This window comes from Cellulophaga baltica, assembly GCF_900102165.1.
Taxonomy (GTDB): Bacteria; Bacteroidota; Bacteroidia; order Flavobacteriales; family Flavobacteriaceae; genus Cellulophaga; species Cellulophaga baltica.
The window spans coordinates 216,357-238,658 of the sequence record NZ_FNBD01000001.1; the positions used below are offsets into that span (position 1 = coordinate 216,357).

Below are 22,302 nucleotides of genomic sequence, written 5' to 3' on the forward strand. Positions count from 1 at the left end.
AAATATACAATTCTTTATCATCTTTTGGCTAATTGCCAAATACTAAACCAATTATAGCTGTATTTATTACTTATAAAAGTAGAAAAACAGTATTAAATACACCCAAAGTAAATCTAAAAAGTGCCAAAACGTAGCCCCTAACTCAATTCCTAAAAGGTTTTCAGGAGAATATTTACCTCTAAGTTGATTAACGATTACCACAATTAAAGCTATTAAACCCGCTACAACGTGCACAATATGTACCATAGCAATAAGGTAAATGTATGATGTAGTTACACTACTAGACTCTCCTGTAAAATAAAAACCACGAGCTACAATTTGAGAAAAACCACTAAACTGTAAAATGATAAAAGTTATTCCTAATGCCAATGTTGCCATTAGAAATCCTGTACACAAAGAAGATTTATTTCCTTGCATTGCTTTCTTGGCTAGAATAAACGTTAAACTACTTAAGATTAATACTCCTGTACTAATAAAAAAAGTAGTAGGCAATTGAAAATCTGTCAACCAGTCTTCTCTTGTACTACTAACAATATAAGCACTTGTCCAACCTGCAAAGGTCATTAGCAAACTTACAATTCCAAACCAGAGCATCATTTTCTTAGCTCTGCCCGTTTTTTCTATTATTGAACCTTCTGTTAAATCCATTTATTTTTTTTATAAAAATTTATCTACTACATATACCACCTGCATGAACGTAATGTACGTTACACTTGCCAACATTAATTTTTTCGCCGAACCATTATCCTGCTTTTCATATAATTTAAAAGCGTATACCAGCATAACCATTCCTAACATGAAAATAATTAGTGCTGCAGGAATAGAAAGCGTTAATGCTCCTGTTATTCCAAAGACTGGAATGATTGATATGACAATCATCCAAATGGTATACATGATAATCTGCAATACCGTACTTCTATCTTTTTTGCCTGTAGGCAGCATTTTAAAGCCTCCTCTTTTGTAATCTTCATCCAACATCCAGCCTAAAGCCCAAAAATGCGGAAACTGCCAAAAGAATTGAATCATAAATAAAGTTCCCGGCTCAATGCCAAACTCATCTGTTGCTGCTACCCAACCTAACATAAAAGGAATTGCTCCCGGTATTGCTCCCACAAAAACAGCTAATGGTGTTTTAGTTTTCAAAGGGGTATATGCACTTGTGTACAAGAAAATAGAAATGGCCCCAAACATTGCTGTTTTAGGATTCAAAATATACAAAGTAGCAATACCAACAATTGTTAATATAACAGCTATTATTAAAGCGGTACGAACTGATAATCTTCCTGCTGCAATAGGTCTATCTTTAGTCCTATTCATTAACGCATCCAGATCTTTCTCTATAATTTGATTGAAGGTATTTGAAGCACCGACCATGCAATACCCTCCAAAAGCAAGCAACAAAATAGGATACCATTGAAGTTCTGGAGCACCTAAAAAGTAACCCGCGATAGCAGAAAAAACAACGCTTATAGAAAGCCTTGCTTTAGTAATTTCTTTAAAATCAGCAAAAATATGAGACTGAGTCCCTTCTTTTACCGAGCTTACTGCCGTTTTCATGCGGAATTTTTATTGGAGTGCAAAGATAAGTCCAGAATGCTATTTGTGCAACGAAAATGATATGTTTATGTAATATTTATAAATGATAGACGACTAATTCACAAATATTTAAATTAAAAATAACCACACATGCAATCTCTTAAATTTTTCGCACTAAAAACTCTAGTATTCGCTTCCTTTTTCTCCCTAAAAGCACAAGAAAAGCCAGTTAAAATTATCTCAGAAAAACTCACTGAAGATTTGTACATGCTTACAGGTCAGGGGGGCAACATTGGAATTTATATTGGTCCAGATAACACTTTTATGATAGACGATCAGTTTAGTCATTTAAGTGATCAAATCAAAGAAACCATAAAAACACTAAGTCCTAAGCCAATCTCTGTTCTATTTAACACCCATATGCACGGAGATCATACTGGCGGAAATGCAAACTTTAACACCGATGAAATTACCCTTATTTCCCAAGATAACGCCAGAAAAAGAGTCCAAGAAAACAATCTAAAAAAATTGAATTCACAGGAAATAGACAGCATTTATTACCACAAGATGTTACCTGAAATTACTTTTTCTAATGATTTAACATTACACAAAGGAGAAGAAACTATACTGGCTTTTCATGTACACAAGGCCCATACCGATGGTGATGCCATGGTATACTTTGCTCAAAATAATGTTTTACATATGGGAGACACCTATTTCTCAGAAGGCTATCCTTTTATAGATCTAAAAAGTGGAGGAAGTGTAAATGGTTATATTGACTCCCACAAAAAAGCCTTAGTATTAATTGATAATGAAACTAAGATAATTCCAGGACACGGTAAATCTTCTACTAAAAAAGAGCTTGAAACTTATGTACTAATGCTAGAAGATATAAAAGAAAACGTCTTAAAAGCAATTAGAAGCGGTGCTACACTTGAAGAAGTTGAAACAGATACTAGCATTTCAAAAAAATATGACGCCAACTACGGGGGCGGATTTATAAGCCCAGAACGCTTGAGAGCTACATTTTATACCAGTTTAAAATAAAAAAAACGCCTGCGGTGCATTAAAGCAGCGCAGGCATTTTTTTAAAACTTAATTCCGCTTATTGCAAGCGAAAGTTTATAGGAATGCTAAAAGAAACTTTAACAGGCTCCAAACGCTGCATTCCTGGCTTCATTTGCGGAAGCTTTCCAATAATACGCGCTGCTTCTTGCTCCAAGACTTTAGCAGGCCCCTTAAGCCTCACATCTTCTATAGTACCGTCTTTACCAATAGTGAACATTACATACACTTTACCCTGGGTATGGGTCTCTATAGCAGCTTCTGGATATCTAAAATTCTTTAAGATGTGCTTTTGCATGCTTTCTTCAAAACACACTTTTCTTTCCGACTTACTAACCGTCTCACAACCTGGGAAAATTGGAGCATTTTCTAAGGCCTCAAATGGTATCGTTTCATCAATTCCATCATTTGGATCTACATAATCTAGCTTCTTTGTATCCAGATTAGGAGTGCTAGACGTTACAGGTTCACTTTTAAACTCCTTGGTTTCTGGAACTTTAAAATCGTCAGGCACCACCTTTAATTCTTCAGGCACTACCACCTTAACTATAGGTTTTGATTCTGCCACTGGCTTTTCAACCACAAAATCTTCCAATTCCGGATACATTTCAAAGGTCTCTTCGACAGGATCTGAACTCACCAATGCCTTGGGCTGAAATTTATCAAAAGCCATCTCTAATCCAAAATAAACGAGAAACATTGCCGCTATTAATCCAATTTGGAAATAGATAAAACTGTTTTTTCGTAGATTTGTATCTTGCTTGCTCCCTTTGGAGCTTGCAGATTTGTACGCTACACTGCTATTCTCATTGCCGTGAGAATCTGCAGCCCTTGTGTTACTGTTTTTCATAATAGTATATATTTATGTTGTTACTATTTTGTTAAAACACAAGAAACGTACCAAAAAAAAATCCAGAACCTAGGTTCTGGATTTTTACTTAAAATAAGTATATTTTTATTGTAATTTGAACGTAATTGGAATACTAAAAGGCACTCTTACTGCTCTACCTCTTTGCTTACCTGGCGTCATTTTTGGCAACTTCCCGATAATTCTCGCTGCTTCTGCCTCTAAGTTCTTATCCGGTCCACGCATTCTAACACTACCAATACTACCATCTTTCTGGATAACGAACATTACATTCACTTTTCCTTGAACACCCATTTCTTGAGAAATCTCTGGATATCTAAAGTTTTTATTGATATGCTTAAACATCATTTTCTGGAAACAATCTCTTAAAGCGTTTGCTCCTTTACTTTTTTCACTTTCACATCCTGGAAAAACAGGAACATCCTCAATAACAGAGAAAGGAATATCTAAATCGTCTTCAACTTCTGCAACTTCAATTTCTTCAACTTCTGCAACTTCAGTATCTTCATTTGCTTCCGTATCCTTAATTACAGTTTCTGGAACATCTGCTTCATCTTCTACAACTTCAATAATTTCTGGTGCAGCTGGTGGTGGTGGTGGTGGTGGAGTTTTTATTTGCTCCGTCATCGGCACCTCTTCATCTAATAAATCATCAACATTTTGAGAAATATCATAATTTGCAACATCATCGTACTTTTTGTACTCTAAGGCTTGCCATGTAATAAGCATAACCAAAGCAAGACCTGCTACGAAATATAGACCACTATTTCTACCAATATCCGCCTTTGGATTCTTTTTTAATTCCATAATTCAAAAATTTATCGTGAGCTAATTTAATTATTTATTTATAAAAATGGTAATATTTTTTTCATTTTTGAGCAACTCTCCTAAAATAATAGGTTTTAACAGCAATAAAGCCGAAAAATGCCCCAAAAGAGTTGGCTAAAAAATCATAAACATCTCCACTTCGAGTTGTCGTTGCAACATATTGTAAGACCTCAATAATCATACCATACCCTATTGCAATAAAACAAAACAGCATTGCTGCCTTTTTAAAGTCCTTCTTAACATCCTTGTATTCCGCGTAAGATAAACTTCCTAAAACAACAAAAACAAAATAAAAGGTAAAGTGGACGAACTTATCTAAATGTGGAATATCAAGACCGTCTGTAGACACATCTTTAAATGAAAATAAGCTGAGGAATGTAACACACATCACCCAGCTTATAAAAAGTATTGTAAATATATAATTCTTAAGCACCAATTAACTCCTTATAATCTGCATCACTTAACAATGCATCTACCTGAGAGGCGTCACTTATTTTAATTTTTATCATCCATCCTTTTCCATAAGGATCACTATTAACGTCTTCTGGAGAATCTTCTAAAGCTTCATTGAACTCAATAATTTCTCCTGCTAATGGCAAAAATAAATCAGATACCGTTTTAACAGCTTCTACTGTACCGAAAACTTCATCTTTATCAAGGGTCTCATCTAAAGTCTCTACCTCAACATACACAATATCACCTAACTCACCCTGAGCAAAATCGGTAATACCAACTGTTGCAACATCACCTTCTATTTTAACCCACTCGTGATCTTTAGTGTACTTTAATTCTGACGGTATATTCATAACATTTATTTATAAAATTCTAAGAAACAAATGTAAAATATTAATATAAGGTATTCAAGAAAAAGATGACTGTGTTTAGTTTCCGAAATTATAACGAATCGTAAACCCTGTATTAATTGTTGTTTGAGGGAATGCTGTAGACACAGCAAACTTTGTAAATGAATGATCATAGAAAAATAAAGCATTCAAATTTTTACTCAAAGCATAATCTACACCTAGCTTAATTGAAAACAAGTTCTGACCAGAGGTAATTTGATTATTATCGATATCTAAATTACGTATATAAGTAATATTATCACGCATGGTTGCGTCTAGCTTAATATTTAAATCTCCTTTTAATCTTGTTTTCTGACCACCAATATTGGTAACCATCTGCACATCCTTAAAACGATATCCTAAACCAACAGTATAATCTTTACCATTAATCTCTGTAAGCAAACTGTTATCAAAACTAAGCGATAAAACTCGGCTTGTTCTAATTTCAGCAAGGACACTCATAGAATTTTTCATTTCAAAATCTACCTTAACCAAAGGATTGAATTCATCGGTCAACACCACATTACTGATAATGTCATCTGGTAAAATATCAAAAGTCTCCGCATTAATTGCTGGCAAACCTTCGTTCTGCAATTGTACTTTTTCTAAGTTGGTCTGAAAAGAGTTAATACTATAAGATGCTCTATACCCATGGCTCACAGAAAAACGTTTAAATTTTTTCTTAAACCATTTACTGTTCATCAACCCAGTATATTTCAAGTTCCAATTTGGAATTGGAATATCTCTAAAGGCATCTAAATTCACACGATCTACTCCTTGACCTGTATAAGCTGCAAAGAATGCAGGAAGCAATACTTCCTGATTAGATTTCCCATATTGCTCTGGAAAACCATCGTCATCTAAAGGTCCTGGCGTTTGCCCTCTATCTGCAACAAGCCTATTTGCTATAGTAAGTCTGTTTTCTTTAAAAGTCTCAAAAGCTTCAGAAGTAAACTCATCACTACTACCAAAAATAGTTCCTATCATCACCGTAGAGATGCTGAAATTACCATAATCATTGCCTAATAAATCTTCGTAAGCATATTGATCATCACCAAGACTGCTTACCGTAAAGTTTTCTTCATATCTATTTTGATATTGCCTATCGGCAGAAAGATCAATAGTCAGATCTCTTATAGGCTGTGCCGTAGCCGTAATGTTCAATCGTTTATTTACATTCTGAACAAATTGATCATTAAAATCATCAAAGGTTGTTAGCCAACCATTTCTTGCCGCTTCATACCTAATATCTGATTGCTGACTACCAAAAATATAGCCCAAAGATGGCCTAGTAGTACCTATAAAGCCTATTGATTGTGTATACCCTGGTAAAACGGTACCACTATTTTGAGTATAGTTCACATTCAAACGCTTCACCATAGTTACGACGTCTACAAACGTATTAAACAAAGGACTCGTTTTATTTGAATCTTCTTCTTTACCCGTTTTTACATTTCTGCCGCTAGCAGCTTTAGCTCTTGCACTACCGGTTACTTTTTTAAGCCCTATTAAGTCATACAGCTTTTGCATGTTCATATTCGCAGATAACGAATGTGTTCCTGAATTTTGCACTGTATTGATATTCTCTCCTGCAACTTCATTAAGGGCATCTCCTCCTCGTTGCCAATCAAAGTTACTAGTGTACGTATACTGGGAAGAAATAAAATCTAAAGCCGGAATTAATTTAAATGGCAACTCATAATTTAGTGTCATTTGTTGCGCATGCCTGTTAGGCTCGCCAATATCCCAGAAACCATCCCACAACTCTAAATCTTGATTTATTTGTGATGCAGAATTTTCGTCTTGATTAAAGTAATTACGAACAATATTATTATTAGAAGCCTGCAAGTTTATTCGCAAAGATTTGGTCAGCGTATAGTTCAAAGCATACTGCCAATTGAACAAATAGTTACGTTGTTGCAACAATGGCAATTCTAGCGCTTCTACTCCTGGCTCCAACACATCTCTAAAACGTTGCTGGTTAAACGCTCTATTAATGTTAGAGTTTATAGAAACAGATGTTGGTAATAAATTTAAATTCAATTCTTTTAACCATTTCCAATATGCTCCATTAAATATAGAATCTTTCTTAGCTAATGGTGCAACGGTTAAAGGTTTAAAATTATGATTGTATACAAAACCGGTATTTACCGTTTGCTCTCTTAGACTGGCAATTTCGAAATCTCTATGATCTGTTTCATTATATGAATAGTTAAACGTAAAGTTTTCAATATCATAAAAATTCTCTTCAGCCTCTTCGCCTCTATTCTTGCGAACACCAATAAAGTTAATACTTGTTCTTTTTGTGTATTCTTCTGCCTGCTCTAATATAGCCTCCTTATCTTCCGCGGTTGTTGCTGCATTAATACGATCATCTAATTTTAAATCATCATACACAGGGTCATATTCTGGAGTCACTATTTCTTCAGAAATTCCGTAATTGAATGGCAATTGCACCCCCCATTTTGTTGGAAGCAATTGACCTAGATTTACATTGGTAACTACATCATAAGAAACCACATCTTCTAAAGATCGCTCCGTTGTACTTTGATCAATAGATCCAAAACCAGAAGTACTCTTACTTCCCGTAGCAGATACATTTGCAAAATCGGCCATGTTTAAATCTACCGCTCCTACGGCAGCCCAACCACCTTCACTATTGATACCCGCTAAACGCAATTCGTTAAACCATACCTCTCCTCTTGCCGGTTGATTGTCTTGGTTTTTTACCCCAACCATCATACTACGCAAACTACCTAAAGACGGGTTACCTTTAATTCCTATACGCGTAACCCCCGGAGTTCTTGCCGCAAATTCATCCACACGAAAAACAGTACCATCAATAACCTCATAGTAATTAACATCTGCTAGGGTTTGATTGGCTATTCCAAAAGATTTCACTTTTCCTAAATCACTTAAAGTAATACTAAGCTCATTATTTTCTGGCCAAATTTCACTTTCTGATGTTGCATTATGTGGTGTAAATTCTAATGGAATTTCTATCTGATAAAAATTCTGTGTAAAATCTGTTCCAAATCTTAAGAAACCTACTAAAGGAGTTTCTCCATCTAAATAATCTGCCTCAAACAATTCTTCGGCATGCATGAACATTTTTAATTTTTCATACTGACGGATATCTATATTGATATTTTTATACACCCCTCTAGAATCTTCCGATTCTAAGTTTTCTATATAAAAAGAAAGTGATTGCTCATTCTGATTGATGATTGTATTGTTATTATTTAACTGCTCACGAATTACACCTGGAGGTAATACATAAGGAATTGGAGCTCTATTTTCATTTTCTTGTATGTTTACCGTATTTACATCTACAATCGTATTGTCATCTGTTGGATCATCATCTACATCTGGTTGTAGAGACTTGGTATATGAACGCCAATCGCCACGTACTAAATCTAGAGTTGCAAAACGTAAAGACACATCACTAGAGAATCCTGTTAAATACATTCTCATAAAACTCATAGATCTAAAATCCGTGATACCACCTATAGCATCCGTAAAATCTGACAATGGAATTTTATATTGAATCCAACGGCTATTCACGGTAGTTCCATCAGGAATCTCAGTACCTGTAAGTTCATTTTCACGTATATCAGTTACATATTTATCATCAACCGTAGTATTTGGCTTTATCTGAATACGGTATTCATAATAACTATTAATCGTGTTCATTGTTAAATCACGATCTATATCTTCTACATCTGGTAAGGTCGTAGACCCACGGTTTGTATCGGTAACCTGAACAGGTGAATTTCCTTCTGGGTTATTGTAATCAAAATAACGCTCTAATACATCACCATCTCTATTCAAATAATATTGATAGTTATCTAAGGCAGGGTCATTTCCTGTATTGTTACTAAATATAGAAGTTTCTTCCGTATCTGATAAACCGTCAAAACCAACATCCTGTAACCCCCTATTGGCCTCACTAACATCAAAAGCATATACCAAAGATTGCGTTGATGGCACTTTACCCCAAGAAGTTTCTGCAACTAAATCATTGCTATCTACGCCTGGTAATCCATTTTCGTATTGCTTTCTACCATCCTTTAAAATATCTTCCGAAATATTACCAAGGTTAATGACTAATTCTCCAGAAGTAGTAGCATCACCATCTACATAAGGATCTAACACCCAAAACTGAACGTATTCTACATTCGCCTGTTCAAAGTTAGTACTACTTAAAGGACGCATAATACCACCCCACTTATCTGTAGGCTGGTCTGATGTAAAATTTGGATTGTTGTTATACGGCCCTTTTGCATTTGGATAATACGCAAGATCTAGAGTAGTCTGTACTCTAGTTTGCCCTTGTGCTTGATCTGTTTCTGGAAATACTTCATCTATAAAAACACGACGTGTGGAGTTCTTAGATACATCACTATCTGAAACATCTGACGGTCTTTGATTGGTATAAAATATTGGATCAATAGAATACCAAGCCACTTTAGCTCTTCCATATCCATTTTCCAAATTTAAAGGATCATCTGGTGAACTTCCTGATAATTGACCACCCGTGGCAAATTCTAAAGGTGTACTCGCTAAAGACCAGCCTAAAGAAGATCTTATATCTATAGAAGATTGCGCTCCTTCAAAATCATCAATATATGTTGTAGATTCTCCATCAAAATCATCATTCTTAGGTGTACTCGGTTTAAGCATTGCCACCTCTGCTCGAACCGATAAATTAGAAGGAACATCCGTATCTATATTCGGTAATTTATTTACCAAACGCGTTAAAAACGGAACTTCCGTTGAGAAATTAGTATTTAATCCAAAAATGGTATTGTTTACAGATTCTGATCCGTAATTAGCTTTCTGAGTTTGCGGACGTTCATTTAGATTAAGTAAGGTTCCTCCAATAAGAAAGTTTTTGTTTACTTGATGCTCTATGTTAACTCCTGTAAATCTTCTAGATTGTTGGCCAAATACAGCCGTATTTTCTACGGATATATTGATGGGTGTATTTGAAGCTTGTAGTGATGGATCTATAATTTGAACCGTACCCGCTTGATAGTTTACCGTATAATCTATCCCTTCTTGTAATTGACGCCCACCAGCTGTTACCGTAACGGATCCTTGAGGCACATTGAAGGCTCCAATAGAAATACCGTTACTACTTGTAGATTTATATTCCCCTTTTAATAGGAATTTATTTTTATCAGAATCTTCTAATGCAGCAGCTTTTGTTAATGCATACATATTTCTGTACACATACTTTTTCTGATTGTCATTATACCCTTGATCATTAGCTACATCATACACCCCACCACCAAGTGTCTCAAACATATATTCACCAAAAGGTTCTACTTTGGTAAATATTATACTTCCGTTTCTAGAGTTTATGGTGATTCCTTCATAGAAATCAAAAAAACCATCCCCACCAGATTGCACATCATTATAAACATTTAGTCGGTCAAAGTTAAAGACGTCTAAAAGAATACGACCTTCCAAATTGGCCGGCCACCCTATATCATTAACCTTAGTAATATAATTACGTGAGGTTGGATCCGTATACAGGATATTCATTTTGAAATCATCTTGACTTAAACTGTATGCTCCAGTAGCATAAATGTTCTTCATCATCAAATCCCAAATTGGATCATTTACAGTGGTAATATTACTCTTTAAAAGTTTTAGTACTAAGGTATTATTATTCACCTCTGTGGTAACTCCTGTGGTGGTGGTCGTAGTTGCGTCACTACTCGTCGCAAACTCACCCACCTGATACACTTGTCCTTTATAGGTATACTGGAATGCAACTGCTAAGACCTCATCATTACTTAAACGTTGGTTTAATGATATATACCCTAACTGTTGATCAAATTGATAGTCTGTGCTTTCGGTTAATTTTCTAGCATTCTCTAAAATTGCGTAATCAAAACCTTGATTTATCTGGTATGCTCCAGAAATATTAAACCCTGCCTCTACCGTGGCAATATCCCTAATAGATGTTGTCAAAGCCCCTCCGCTCCCTATCAGGGCCGGATCAAAATCATTGGCACCGTTTCTTGGTAAACTACCTGCGCTAGACGTATTAAAAAAGCCTGCCGGGGCTCCACCCATACTGCCTATTCTAGTTTTCTCAGATTCCGCCTCCCCTAAATCCTGAATACCCACTACATTCCTAACATTAAGGGTTTGCTGACTTCTGTTGGTAACCCAAACTTCTAATCGTGTAATTTGAACGGAGGTATTTTTATAAGGATAATTCTCTAAAGACCTATCATAAGTATCTCTAAAGTATTGTGAAAGGAAAAAGTGCTTGTCTTCTTCATAATCTAATGCTGTAATAGAAAAATCGTTAATAGCACCACCACCTTGCGCTACTACCGTATTATTTTGAGATTGTTGATCAGAAAAAACAGCGGTTACTGTCGTTTTTCCAAACTGCAACTGTGTTTTTACCCCAAACAAACTTTGAGCCCCTTGAATTAAGGAGCTATTAAGAGGCATGCTAACGTTACCTATTTCTATTTTTTGAATGATATCATCTTCCGTTGGCGTGTAGTCTAATTTTACAATATTCTGAAAATCAAAAGTTGCTTCGGTATCGTAATTTGCATTTACCTGCAAACGTTCTCCAATTTTACCCAGCATACTTAAACTAATACGCTGATCAAAATCAAAAGAGAGATTGGTTCTATTTCTAGGAGAAAGAGATGGATTATCATTTTTCTGCCAAATAACTCCTAAATCCATCGCAACAGAACCTTGAGGAATTACCTCTATAGTATTCCCGCCAAAAACAGATTGAAAAAAACTATTATTCACATAGAAGTTAGGCAAAAGATTTTTTCTAGCCTCTTCACTACCTTCTTTCTTACCAACATAAGCATCCATCTTATCTTTGAAATAAGACTTCATCGTTTCTTTTCGAACAAGTTCCTGAAATTCTTCTGGTGTAAGAATAATTGGATAACTAATATCAAAATCGCCCACTGTTTCCGTGTAAATGTAACGGTCTAAGTTTGCGTCGTACGTATATTTGGAAATAATGCTTTTAGGGTTCTCCATTTTAATACGCCCAAGTGCATAGCCTGTTTTCACAGAATCTACTTCTTGTTCGTTAGTATCTTGCGCGTTGGTTAGCTGCGATACTCCGAAGAAAATAATGAATACGATTAGTAGCTTAAATCTATATGATTTAAGAGTTGGTTTTGCCCTATTTTTCAAACTCTTTACAAATTTTTAAGCGAAAGCTTTATAATGTCTTCCACGCTAAGCGAAGCATCTTGAGCTAAAACTTTGTCAACAATCTTTTCGGACTGCTTACGTATAAAACCAAGAACTTCTAAAGCTGATAACGCTTCATCTTTATTTGTATTGTTTGAAATTGACGAAACTTCATCAATATCGTAGATTTTTAAGATTTTATCCTTTAAATCTAGAATAACACGTTGCGCAGTCTTAGCGCCAATTCCTTTTATAGATTGAATTGCCGATACATTACCAGTGGCAATAGCATCTCTAATTTGCTTCGGTGTCATTGAAGATAACATGGTACGCGCAATGCTTGCTCCTATTCCCGAAACGGATAATAATAAACGGAAAATTTCTCGTTCAGATTTTTCTGAAAAGCCAAATAAAGTATGGCTATCTTCTTTTACTTGAAGGTGTGTAAATAGCTGAATACTTTCAGCGTCTGTAATTTTTGAAAACGTATGGAGGGATATATTTACAAAATACCCCACTCCGCCACATTCTATAACCACATGAGTCGGATTTTTTTCTACTAGTTTTCCTTTCAAATGATGTATCATAATGGCTTTTATTTAATGGTATATGGTTTGTGTTATTTCGATATTAAAAAAGCTAAAGTCAAAGAATATTCTTTGACTTTAGCCCAACTTGTAATTTGATTATTTAGCTTTTTTACGTTTTTCACGTTGTTGTGCATCTATAACTGCGATAGCAGCCATATTCACCATTTCATCTACACTGGCCCCTAATTGAAGAATATGAACAGATTTTTTAAGACCCAACATAATTGGACCAATACTATCTGCCTTATTCAATTCTTTCAATAATTTGTAAGTGATGTTCGCCGATTCTAAATTTGGAAAAATTAGTGTATTCACTTTCTTCCCTGCTAATTTAGAAAATGGAAATTTCCCTTGATTCAACTCTTTATTTAAAGCAAAATCCATTTGAATTTCACCATCTACTATCAATTCAGGATTAGATTCATGCAGTATTCTTGCCGCTTCTCTAACCTTAGTTGCATTAGGATGGTTGGATGAACCAAAGTTAGCGTACGATAACAATGCCATTACAGGCTCAAAACCAAAAGTAGTGGCTACATTGGCGGTCATTTTTGCAATCTCTGCAATCTCTCCAGCAGAAGGATCTATATTTATAGAGGTATCTGCTAAGAACAAAGGGCCACGATCTGTAATCATAATATTTACCGTAGCTACTTTTTTAACATTAGCCGCACGACCAATTACTTCAAAGATTGGTTTCACCACTGTAGGATATGCTCTTGAATAACCAGAAATCATACCATCTGCATCACCTTCTAAAACCATCATGGCTCCAAAATAATTACGCTCGCGCATCTTAGATTTTGCACCATAAAGTGTTACGCCACTTCTTTTTCTAGTTTCAAAATAACGCGCTGCATAATGATCTCTTTTCTCACTAGATTCTTTATCCTTAGGATCTAGAATAAGCACATCTGCATCAAACTCAATTTCTTTTTTAAGCTCTAGAATAACCTCTCTATTTCCTAATAATATCGGAGTTGCTATCCCCTCCTCTAAGGCAATTTGAGCCGCTTTTAGTACATCTAAATGTTCTGCTTCTGCAAAAACAATTTTCTTACTATCTATTTTTGCTCTGTTGTGTAATAATCTAACCACCTTGTTATCATTCCCTAAGCGCTGTAATAATTCTTCTTTATACTTATCCCAATCTTCTATTGGATTTTTAGCTACGCCACTTTCCATAGCTGCTTTAGCAACCGCCGGTGGTATTTCACCAATTAAACGAGGATCAAAAGGTTTTGGAATAATATACTCTCTACCGAACGTAAGTTTTGTTTCGCCATAAGCAATATTTACTTGCTCTGGTACTGGTTCTTTTGCTAAATCTGCTATAGCTTTAACGGCCGCCATTTTCATGGCTTCGTTAATTTTAGTTGCTCTAACATCTAGCGCACCTCTAAAGATAAATGGGAAACCAAGTACATTATTCACTTGGTTAGGATGGTCAGAACGACCCGTTGCCATGATAATATCTTTTCTGGTTTTAATCGCTAAATCGTACTCAATCTCAGGATCAGGATTCGCCATAGCAAACACGATAGGATCATTAGCCATAGAAAGCAACATTTCAGGAGTTACCACATTTGCAATAGACAGCCCAACAAAAACATTGGCATCTTGCATGGCATCAACTAACGTATCTATTTTTCTATCGGTCGCAAACTCTAACTTTTCAACAGATAAGTTTTCACGATCTTTTCTTATCACCCCTTTACTATCTAACATGACGATATTCTCATCTTTAGCACCAAAGGCTTTATAAAGTCTTGTACATGAAACGGCAGCTGCACCCGCACCACTAATCACGATACGAACTTCATCTATTTTTTTTCCAGTTATTTCTAATGCATTCAACAAGGCCGCGGCCGAAATAATCGCAGTTCCATGTTGATCATCATGCATTACAGGTATATCTAGCTCCTCTTTTAACCTGCGCTCTATTTCAAACGCTTCGGGTGCTTTTATATCTTCTAAATTAATTCCCCCAAAAGTAGGAGCAATCATTTTTACTGTTTCTATAAACTTCTCTACGTCTTCAGTATCTACTTCGATATCCATACCATCGATATCAGCAAATATTTTGAACAACAATCCTTTCCCTTCCATTACTGGTTTAGAGGCTTCAGGACCAATATTACCTAAACCTAATACCGCTGTACCATTAGAAATTATCGCTACCAAATTACCTTTTGAAGTATACTTATAGGCATTCTCCTTATCTTTTGCAATCTCTAAACACGGTTCTGCTACGCCTGGAGAATATGCTAATGCCAAATCTCTCTGGGTCGCATATGGTTTTGTCGGGACAATTTTTATTTTTCCGGGTTGAGGTTTCGCATGATATACTAATGCTTCTCTACGTTTAGATTCTGTGCTCATATTCTAATTAATTGAATAACAAATTTACACGTATTCTTTTTAAGTGCCCACCTATTTACAATAAAAAAAGGCATTAACAATTGTTAAAGCCTTTCTTATATATCATCGTTTTATAATTTTATGATTAGGAGTCCATTCCTGTTTTTGGAACTTTCAATCGGAAAGCAAAAACACCTGCCAAAATAAAGAATACCCCTCCAAAAAGGATTGCATTTACAGCACTACCTCCTAAAAGATTTTTAAAAATAGGGCCAAAAGTCACGGTTTGAATTCCCATTGGAATTACGATCATCATATTTAGAATCCCCATGTAGACCCCTCGTCGGTCTTGCGGTACAATCTTCGAAACCATGGTGTAAGGTATTCCCATCATTGCTGCCCAACCAATACCAAATAAAACCATTGGGATTAAAACTAAAATAGGATCAGAAATATAAGGTATCGCAAACAAGGCCATACCCGTGCCAAACAAACTCAAAGCGTATACTTTCTTGCCTCCAAATTTCAAGGTTAATGGTACCAAAACTAAGGCTACTACGGCGGTTACAATATTATACGTTAAACTCATTTTTGCAGATTGAGATGCTGCTGTAGAAATATCATAGCCCATGGTAGTTCTAAATAATGGGGTAATAAACTGCCAATAAACAAACAACGCATACCACTGAAATAAATATACAATAGAAAGCATCCACATAAACCAAGGCATTTCTTTAATTGCTTTACTAATTTCTATGAATGGCATCTTAACCCGCTCTAAAAAAGACAAGGCTTTATGCGCATTTATGTCTTTCATTTCTTCTTCAGAAGGCGGAATTTCCGGTGTTTTTAATACTGACCATAAAATAGTTGTAATGGATAAAACAGCACCAATAAAAAAGGAATAATACAACCATTGCGGAATAGCACCTTTTACCTCTACATCACCACCAAACCATTGCTGAAATAAGACAATAGATAAGGTGGCCAATAAAATACCTCCCCCCACAAATAAACTCTGCATTTGGTACCCCAGACTCAATTGTTTCTCTGGTAATTTATCTCCAACAAAGGCACGATACGGCTCCATTGCCATATTATTACCTACATCCAAAATCCAAAGTAAGCCAACTGCAAACCATAATGTAGGACTTAGAGGAAAAGCAAAAAGACAAAGACTTCCTAAAATTGCCCCAAGCAAAAAGAAGGGTTTTCTACGTCCCCATTTTGCAGACCAGGTTTTATCGGAAACTGCTCCAATAATTGGCTGAACTATTAACCCTGTTACTGGACCTGCAATATTTAATATCGGAAGCATTTCTTCTGGTGCACCTAAATATAAAAATATTGGATTTATAGCTGTTTGCTGTAATCCAAAACTATATTGAATTCCTAAGAACCCAACATTCATATTAAAGATTTGCCAAAAGGTTAAGTTTGGTTTTTTTATTTTCATGACGCGTAGTTAAGCAACAAATGAAATTATGTTATTCTAACAATACTCTTAGAATTTTACACAATCCTTATTATTTGCGACTGAAGATAATACTTTAATAAAATATCTAAAGTTTTGTTATCAAAAAATACAGAAATTTAAAAACGAAATCGTTATAGTTTTTACGAAACTATTTTAGAAAATCGATATTTCGTTTCAATCCGGAGAATTTTGTTCTTTTTACAGCAGATTTTTGAAATACTTTTCTAAACACATCTTCTGTTATTTCTTCCCAATCTTTTTTTGTTAATGACAATAAATCAGGATGCGGATTAAACAAAGGCTCCTGATGTGGTTTGGAAAACCTATTCCACGGGCACACATCTTGGCACACATCGCAGCCAAATGCCCAATCATCAAATTTACCTTGAAATTCTTGGGGAATTTCGTTTTTTAATTCGATTGTAAAATAAGAAATACATTTACTACCATCTACCACATAAGGCTGCACAATAGCTTGCGTAGGACAGGCATCAATGCAAGCGGTGCAGGTACCACAATGATCGGTTACAGGGTGGTCATAAGTTAAATCTAAATCGACAATCAACTCGGCAATAAAATAAAAAGAACCCGTTTTTTGGGTTAATAAATTACTGTGTTTACCAATCCAACCCAAACCACTTTTTGCTGCCCAAGCTTTGTCCAATACAGGCGCAGAATCTACAAAAGCCCTGCCTCCTACTTCCCCTATCTCTTCCGAGATAAATTCTTGTAGCTGCTTAAGTTTTCCTTTTATAACATGATGGTAATCCTGACCGTATGCATATTTAGAAATTTTAAAAGTATCTGATGTTTGTTGCTCCTCTGGATAATAATTTAGCGTAAGAGAAATAACAGATTTTGCATCATCCACCAACAAACGGGGATCTAATCGCTTATCGAAATGATTCTCCATGTATTGCATCTCACCATTCGCATTATTTCTTAACCATTTTTCTAAGCGAGGTGCTTCCTCTGCAAGAAAATCTGCTTTAGAAATTCCACAGGATAGAAACCCGAGACGCAATGCTTCCGCCTTAATTAAATCGCTATGTTTTTCTTTAATACTCATTTAAAAATAGAATAGTAGCTTATAAATTAAAGTGCTGCTTTTTACGCCTTTTTTCTAAAAAGAAAATTAATATTGTAACAAATAATCTTTTTAGATACTAACTAAGCGTACCAAATTAAACAACTAAGATGATACATATTGAAAATCTGACCAAATCTTTTGTCGCTACTACGAAAAAAGGGTTTAAAAAAGAATCTACCACAGTACATGCGGTAAACGCTATTTCTTTTGATTGCAAGCCTGGAAGAATCTTTTCGCTACTAGGACCTAATGGTGCTGGAAAAACCACCACACTCCGCATGATTGCCGGAATTATCAATCCCAGCTCGGGTACTGCTATAGTTGACGGCGTTGATATTTCAAAAGGAAATGATGAAGTAAAAAAGAGAATTGGTTTTTTAACGGGCTCTACTGGTTTGTATGAGCGTTTAAATCCAGATGAAACTATTGAATTTTTTGGAAAACTTTACAAAATACCAGAAGCACAACTTTCTGAACGTAAAGAATATTTATTTGAAAAATTAGGAATCAATGATTTCAGAAAAAAAAGAATCGGACAAATGAGTACGGGTATGAAGCAAAAAGTATCTATTGCACGTACCTTAATTCACGATCCTGAAGTTTTAATTTTTGATGAACCAACTTCTGGTCTTGATGTTATTACTGCCGAGAGTATTATTGATTTAATTCGTGAATCAAAAGAAAACAACAAAACAGTAATTTTTTCTTCCCACATTATGAGTGAAGTAGATTTATTGTGCGATGATCTTGCTATTATTAATAAAGGAGCTATAATCTACAATGACACTTTTGAAAATTTCAAAGGCGAGATGAAAGCTGCAAATTTGACTCAAGAATTTATTAATCGCGTAAAACAAGCTTAAGATGAACGACTTATTTATAATTATAAAGAAGGAGCTTACGGAGCTTCTAAGAGATAAAAAAACCATAATAAACTCTATTGTTTTACCAACAGTATTAATTCCTATTCTAATTTTCGGAGCTATGAAAGTAACCGAAATGATTGAGAAACAACAACAGGAAAAAACAGTCAAAATAGGCCTTGTAAATGCTCCTGCAGAATTTTCAGCTTTAATTGCTACAGATACGCTAAACAAAGTTACTACCTATGAAAAAGTAGAAGACTTCAAAGCTCTGATAGCCGATGAGACCATACAAAGTGCCATTGTTTTTCCAGCAGATTGGAACTCCCAAATGGAACAATTAAGTACTGGTGAAGTTCAAATTTTTAGAAACGGATCAAAAGAAAATGTCAATAAAAGAGTCACTAAATTAATTGAAACGTACAATACGAGGCTAAAAGAAGAACGTATTGCCATTCTAAACATTCCTACACAAAAGATGACTCCTTTTACAGAGAATTATGTTGAGGTAGGAGAACAGAAGGAAGTTATAGGAAAAAGAATAGGAGGCTTTATCCCTTACCTTTTTATCCTAACCATGTGGGGCGGTTGTTTACTTGCGGCTGTAGATTTAGTAACAGGAGAAAAAGAACGAAAAACTATTGAAACTACCTTATCCCTACCTATTTCAAAATTCAAGGTACTCTTAGGAAAAGCTATTGTAGCGTCTCTGCTTGGTTTTATCCCTGCACTATTAAACTTAATTGGACTTATAGTTGGACTGAAACTTTTTGACGGGATTCCAGATTCTTTTAAATCGGTAATTAGTGAAATGCTAAACTTTCAGTCTATCACGTTAATATTATTATTACTAATTCCTTTTGCTTTGTTTTTATCAGGATTTATTATCGCATTAGTTGCTGGCGCTACCTCATTTAAAGAAGCACAAAGCAAAGCATCACCAATTATCATGTTGATAATTATTCCGTTGGTTATGGCTATGATGCCAGGTATAGAATTAAATTGGACTACCGTATTAATTCCAGTATTAAATATTGGTTTAGGTGTTAAAGAAATCATGGCTGGAACTATTGACATGGTACAATATTCCGTGATATTAATTTCACTTATTGCTTTTGCAATAGGAGCTGTTTATTTCAGCTATAAAAAATTCTCTGACGAGAATGCAATTCTAAAATAACTTAGAATTTAGATTAGATGAAGAGCCACAGAAATCTGTGGCTTTTTTTAGTTTCTAGCTGTAAAACTAATTAAGACATTTTCCGGCTTTAAAGAAATTAACGGATTTATTGTTACCTCTGGTAGAGCAGTAGTCATTTCATATTTCTGCAGAAGCTCTGTAGCCGCAATGATCATTTCATACATAGCAAAATTATTCCCCACGCACATTCTAGGACCTGCTCCGAAAGGGTAATAATACTCCTGATATTCTTTCTTCTTTGAGGCATCAAAACGTTCTGGGTTAAATTCGTTCGGTGCTTCCCAAAAATTTTCATTTCTATGAAGCTCATAAATACTCATTAAAACCAAGGAGTCTTTTGGAATATTTAAGCCTTCAAATTCATCATCTTCTATAGCCACTCGATCTATGATATAGGCTGGCGGATACAAGCGCATCGCCTCTTCAATACATTGCTGCACATATTTCAATTCTAGAAGTTGTATTAAAACATCATCACCTTCTAAAGTAATATTTTTCACCTCTTGATATGCTTTCTCCTGAATTTCTGGATGCTTGGCTAGTAAGAACACTAAAAAACTTAAAGCATTGGCTGTTGTTTCGTGTCCTGCCGTAAATAAAATTAAAACTTCATCTATCAATTGTTCTTTTGCCATTGCCGTACCATCCTCATACCTGGCTTGCAATAACATATCTAATAGGTCATCTTTTTCCACAGCCGAGTTTCTACGACCTTCGATTAGTTGATGCAAAATAGCTTGCCCATCTTTCGCTAAATTTAGATGCTTTCTTATTTGCCCACTGAGTTGAAACCACCAATTTAAATAAGGTTGCCGCATTTCTTTAATCAGCATCCTTTGATTGGTTTCTGTGATATACTGAAGCTGTGACATTTCTTCTTGAATATCATCCCTACTAAACAGTGATTTGGCCACTACCTGAAACGCCAAATTACTCATGATAGGGTATACATCTATAGGATGAGTTACGGGTATATTTTTTATTTCCAATAAGATTGCTTCCCGAATGGTAGCCATCAAATTCTGCAATTTCTTTTTGTGAAATGCAGGCTGCACCATTCTCCGGTGCGTACGCCAATGCTCACCGTTAGACGTTAGTATCCCATGACCAATATACTTCGCCAAATCTTTGGTCTGTAAAGAAGACTTATGATATTTTTTGTGCTGTTTTTGAAGAATGTGCTTTATAAGCTGTGGACTTCGTGTAAAAGCCAACTCCTCTTTGACTCCAATTTTAACTCTAAATACATCTCCATATTTTTCAAAATTTTCGCGATGAAAAGGCAACGGATTTTTTAAAATTCTTTTACTATTCTTGAAGACCTCGAACTGTGAAACTATGGGTGTTTTCTGCATTAAAATAATCCTCCTTGTATATTTCCTTTTATACGTCCTAAATGTTTATACGCTAATTCTGTCACTTCCCGACCTCTTGGCGTACGCATAATAAAACCTTCTTGAATTAAAAAGGGCTCATACACTTCCTCAATTGTTTCTGCACTTTCAGAAACGGCGGTAGCTAGCGTGGTAATCCCAACCGGTCCTCCTTTAAACTTATCTATTAAGGTTATAAGGATCTTGTTATCCATTTCATCTAAGCCATGTGCATCAACATTTAAGGCTTTTAAAGCAAAACGAGAAATCTCTAGATCAATTTTACCATTTCCTTTTATCTGTGCAAAATCGCGAACTCTACGCAATAACGCATTACAGATACGAGGTGTTCCCCTACTTCTTCCTGCAATTTCTGCGGCAGCATCTGCAGTTATAGGCATTTTTAAAATCTCTGAACTTCGCGTAACAATAGTCGCTAAGAGTTCTGAAGAATAGTACTGTAATCTACTTTGTATTCCAAAACGTGCACGCATTGGTGATGTTAACAAGCCAGAGCGTGTTGTTGCTCCAATCAAAGTAAACGGATTTAAATTTATCTGAACAGAACGCGCATTCGGCCCTGTCTCAATCATAATATCTATTTTGTAATCCTCCATAGCAGAATACAAATATTCTTCTACAATAGGGCTTAATCTGTGAATTTCATCAATAAAAAGTACATCGCGCTCATCTAAGTTGGTTAATAAACCAGCTAGATCCCCTGGCTTATCTAAAACTGGTCCTGAGGTAATTTTTATCCCTACACCCAGTTCATTAGCAAGTATATGTGCTAAAGTTGTTTTACCAAGTCCTGGAGGACCATGAAAAAGCGTGTGATCTAGCGCCTCACCACGTAAGTTTGCCGCCTCTACAAAAACCTTTAGATTTTCTAAAATCTGATCTTGACCTGTAAAGTCAGAAAAACTTATGGGCCTAAGTGCTTTGTCTATATCTACTTCTTCAGGAGTAAAGTTTTCATTTGTAGGGTCTAAATGCTCATTCATGATAACA

The 22,302-nt window shown here is 35.4% G+C and carries 16 protein-coding genes; 3 read left to right on the forward strand and 13 right to left on the reverse strand.

Annotated features, from left to right (window positions below; all coding sequences use genetic code 11):
- Positions 1-66: 66 nt before the first annotated feature.
- Positions 67-648 carry a cytochrome c oxidase subunit 3 gene (locus BLQ19_RS00995; RefSeq protein WP_024481845.1) on the reverse strand — a complete coding sequence of 194 codons (582 nt, stop codon included), beginning with the start codon at positions 646-648 and terminating at the stop codon, positions 67-69.
- Positions 649-657: 9 nt separating this feature from the next.
- Positions 658-1,557, reverse strand: a complete 900-nt coding sequence (gene cyoE, locus BLQ19_RS01000) for a heme o synthase (RefSeq protein WP_074537123.1) — start codon at positions 1,555-1,557, stop codon at positions 658-660.
- 129 nt (positions 1,558-1,686) lie between these two features.
- Here cyoE and BLQ19_RS01005 point away from each other — a divergent pair, with 129 nt between their 5' ends.
- Positions 1,687-2,583 (forward strand): MBL fold metallo-hydrolase, encoded by an 897-nt coding sequence (locus BLQ19_RS01005; protein WP_074537124.1) that lies wholly within the window; start codon positions 1,687-1,689, stop codon positions 2,581-2,583.
- Between the two features lie 58 nt (positions 2,584-2,641).
- Here BLQ19_RS01005 and BLQ19_RS01010 read toward each other — a convergent pair whose 3' ends face one another.
- The 9 genes from BLQ19_RS01010 to queG form a co-directional block, all read right to left on the reverse strand.
- Positions 2,642-3,451 carry an energy transducer TonB gene (locus BLQ19_RS01010; protein ID WP_083332156.1) on the reverse strand — a complete coding sequence of 270 codons (810 nt, stop codon included), beginning with the start codon at positions 3,449-3,451 and terminating at the stop codon, positions 2,642-2,644.
- Positions 3,452-3,556: 105 nt separating this feature from the next.
- Positions 3,557-4,276, reverse strand: coding sequence for an energy transducer TonB (locus BLQ19_RS01015; protein ID WP_024481849.1), 720 nt, complete (start codon positions 4,274-4,276; stop codon positions 3,557-3,559).
- Between the two features lie 61 nt (positions 4,277-4,337).
- On the reverse strand, positions 4,338-4,685 hold the full coding sequence (locus BLQ19_RS01020) for a VanZ family protein (RefSeq protein ID WP_029447136.1): 348 nt from the start codon (positions 4,683-4,685) through the stop codon (positions 4,338-4,340).
- 37 nt (positions 4,686-4,722) lie between these two features.
- Positions 4,723-5,103, reverse strand: a complete 381-nt coding sequence (gene gcvH / locus BLQ19_RS01025; protein ID WP_074537125.1) for a glycine cleavage system protein GcvH — start codon at positions 5,101-5,103, stop codon at positions 4,723-4,725.
- Between the two features lie 75 nt (positions 5,104-5,178).
- Positions 5,179-12,336, reverse strand: coding sequence for a T9SS outer membrane translocon Sov/SprA (sov, locus tag BLQ19_RS01030; RefSeq protein ID WP_074537126.1), 7,158 nt, complete (start codon positions 12,334-12,336; stop codon positions 5,179-5,181).
- A 5-nt stretch (positions 12,337-12,341) separates the two neighbouring features.
- Entirely contained in the window at positions 12,342-12,923 is a 582-nt protein-coding gene (gene ruvA / locus BLQ19_RS01035) for a Holliday junction branch migration protein RuvA (protein WP_024481853.1), read from the reverse strand.
- Positions 12,924-13,022: 99 nt separating this feature from the next.
- Positions 13,023-15,308 (reverse strand): NADP-dependent malic enzyme, encoded by a 2,286-nt coding sequence (locus tag BLQ19_RS01040; RefSeq protein WP_024481854.1) that lies wholly within the window; start codon positions 15,306-15,308, stop codon positions 13,023-13,025.
- 124 nt (positions 15,309-15,432) lie between these two features.
- Positions 15,433-16,743 (reverse strand): MFS transporter, encoded by a 1,311-nt coding sequence (locus BLQ19_RS01045; RefSeq protein WP_074537127.1) that lies wholly within the window; start codon positions 16,741-16,743, stop codon positions 15,433-15,435.
- Between the two features lie 169 nt (positions 16,744-16,912).
- Positions 16,913-17,833, reverse strand: a complete 921-nt coding sequence (gene queG / locus BLQ19_RS01050; RefSeq protein WP_074537128.1) for a tRNA epoxyqueuosine(34) reductase QueG — start codon at positions 17,831-17,833, stop codon at positions 16,913-16,915.
- Between the two features lie 128 nt (positions 17,834-17,961).
- On the opposite strand from queG, the gene BLQ19_RS01055 reads away from it, so the two are divergent.
- The gene (locus BLQ19_RS01055; protein WP_024481857.1) at positions 17,962-18,717 is read left to right on the forward strand and encodes an ABC transporter ATP-binding protein; all 756 of its coding nucleotides are present in this window, start codon (positions 17,962-17,964) and stop codon (positions 18,715-18,717) included.
- Between the two features lies 1 nt (position 18,718).
- Entirely contained in the window at positions 18,719-19,897 is a 1,179-nt protein-coding gene (locus BLQ19_RS01060) for an ABC transporter permease (protein ID WP_074537129.1), read from the forward strand.
- Between the two features lie 47 nt (positions 19,898-19,944).
- Here BLQ19_RS01060 and BLQ19_RS01065 read toward each other — a convergent pair whose 3' ends face one another.
- Positions 19,945-21,273: a cytochrome P450 gene (locus BLQ19_RS01065; RefSeq protein ID WP_074537130.1), complete on the reverse strand. Its 1,329-nt coding sequence runs from the start codon at positions 21,271-21,273 to the stop codon at positions 19,945-19,947.
- Positions 21,273-22,295, reverse strand: a complete 1,023-nt coding sequence (ruvB, locus tag BLQ19_RS01070; protein ID WP_024481860.1) for a Holliday junction branch migration DNA helicase RuvB — start codon at positions 22,293-22,295, stop codon at positions 21,273-21,275. Before ruvB ends, BLQ19_RS01065 begins: the two co-directional genes overlap by 1 nt.
- Positions 22,296-22,302 lie beyond the last annotated feature (7 nt).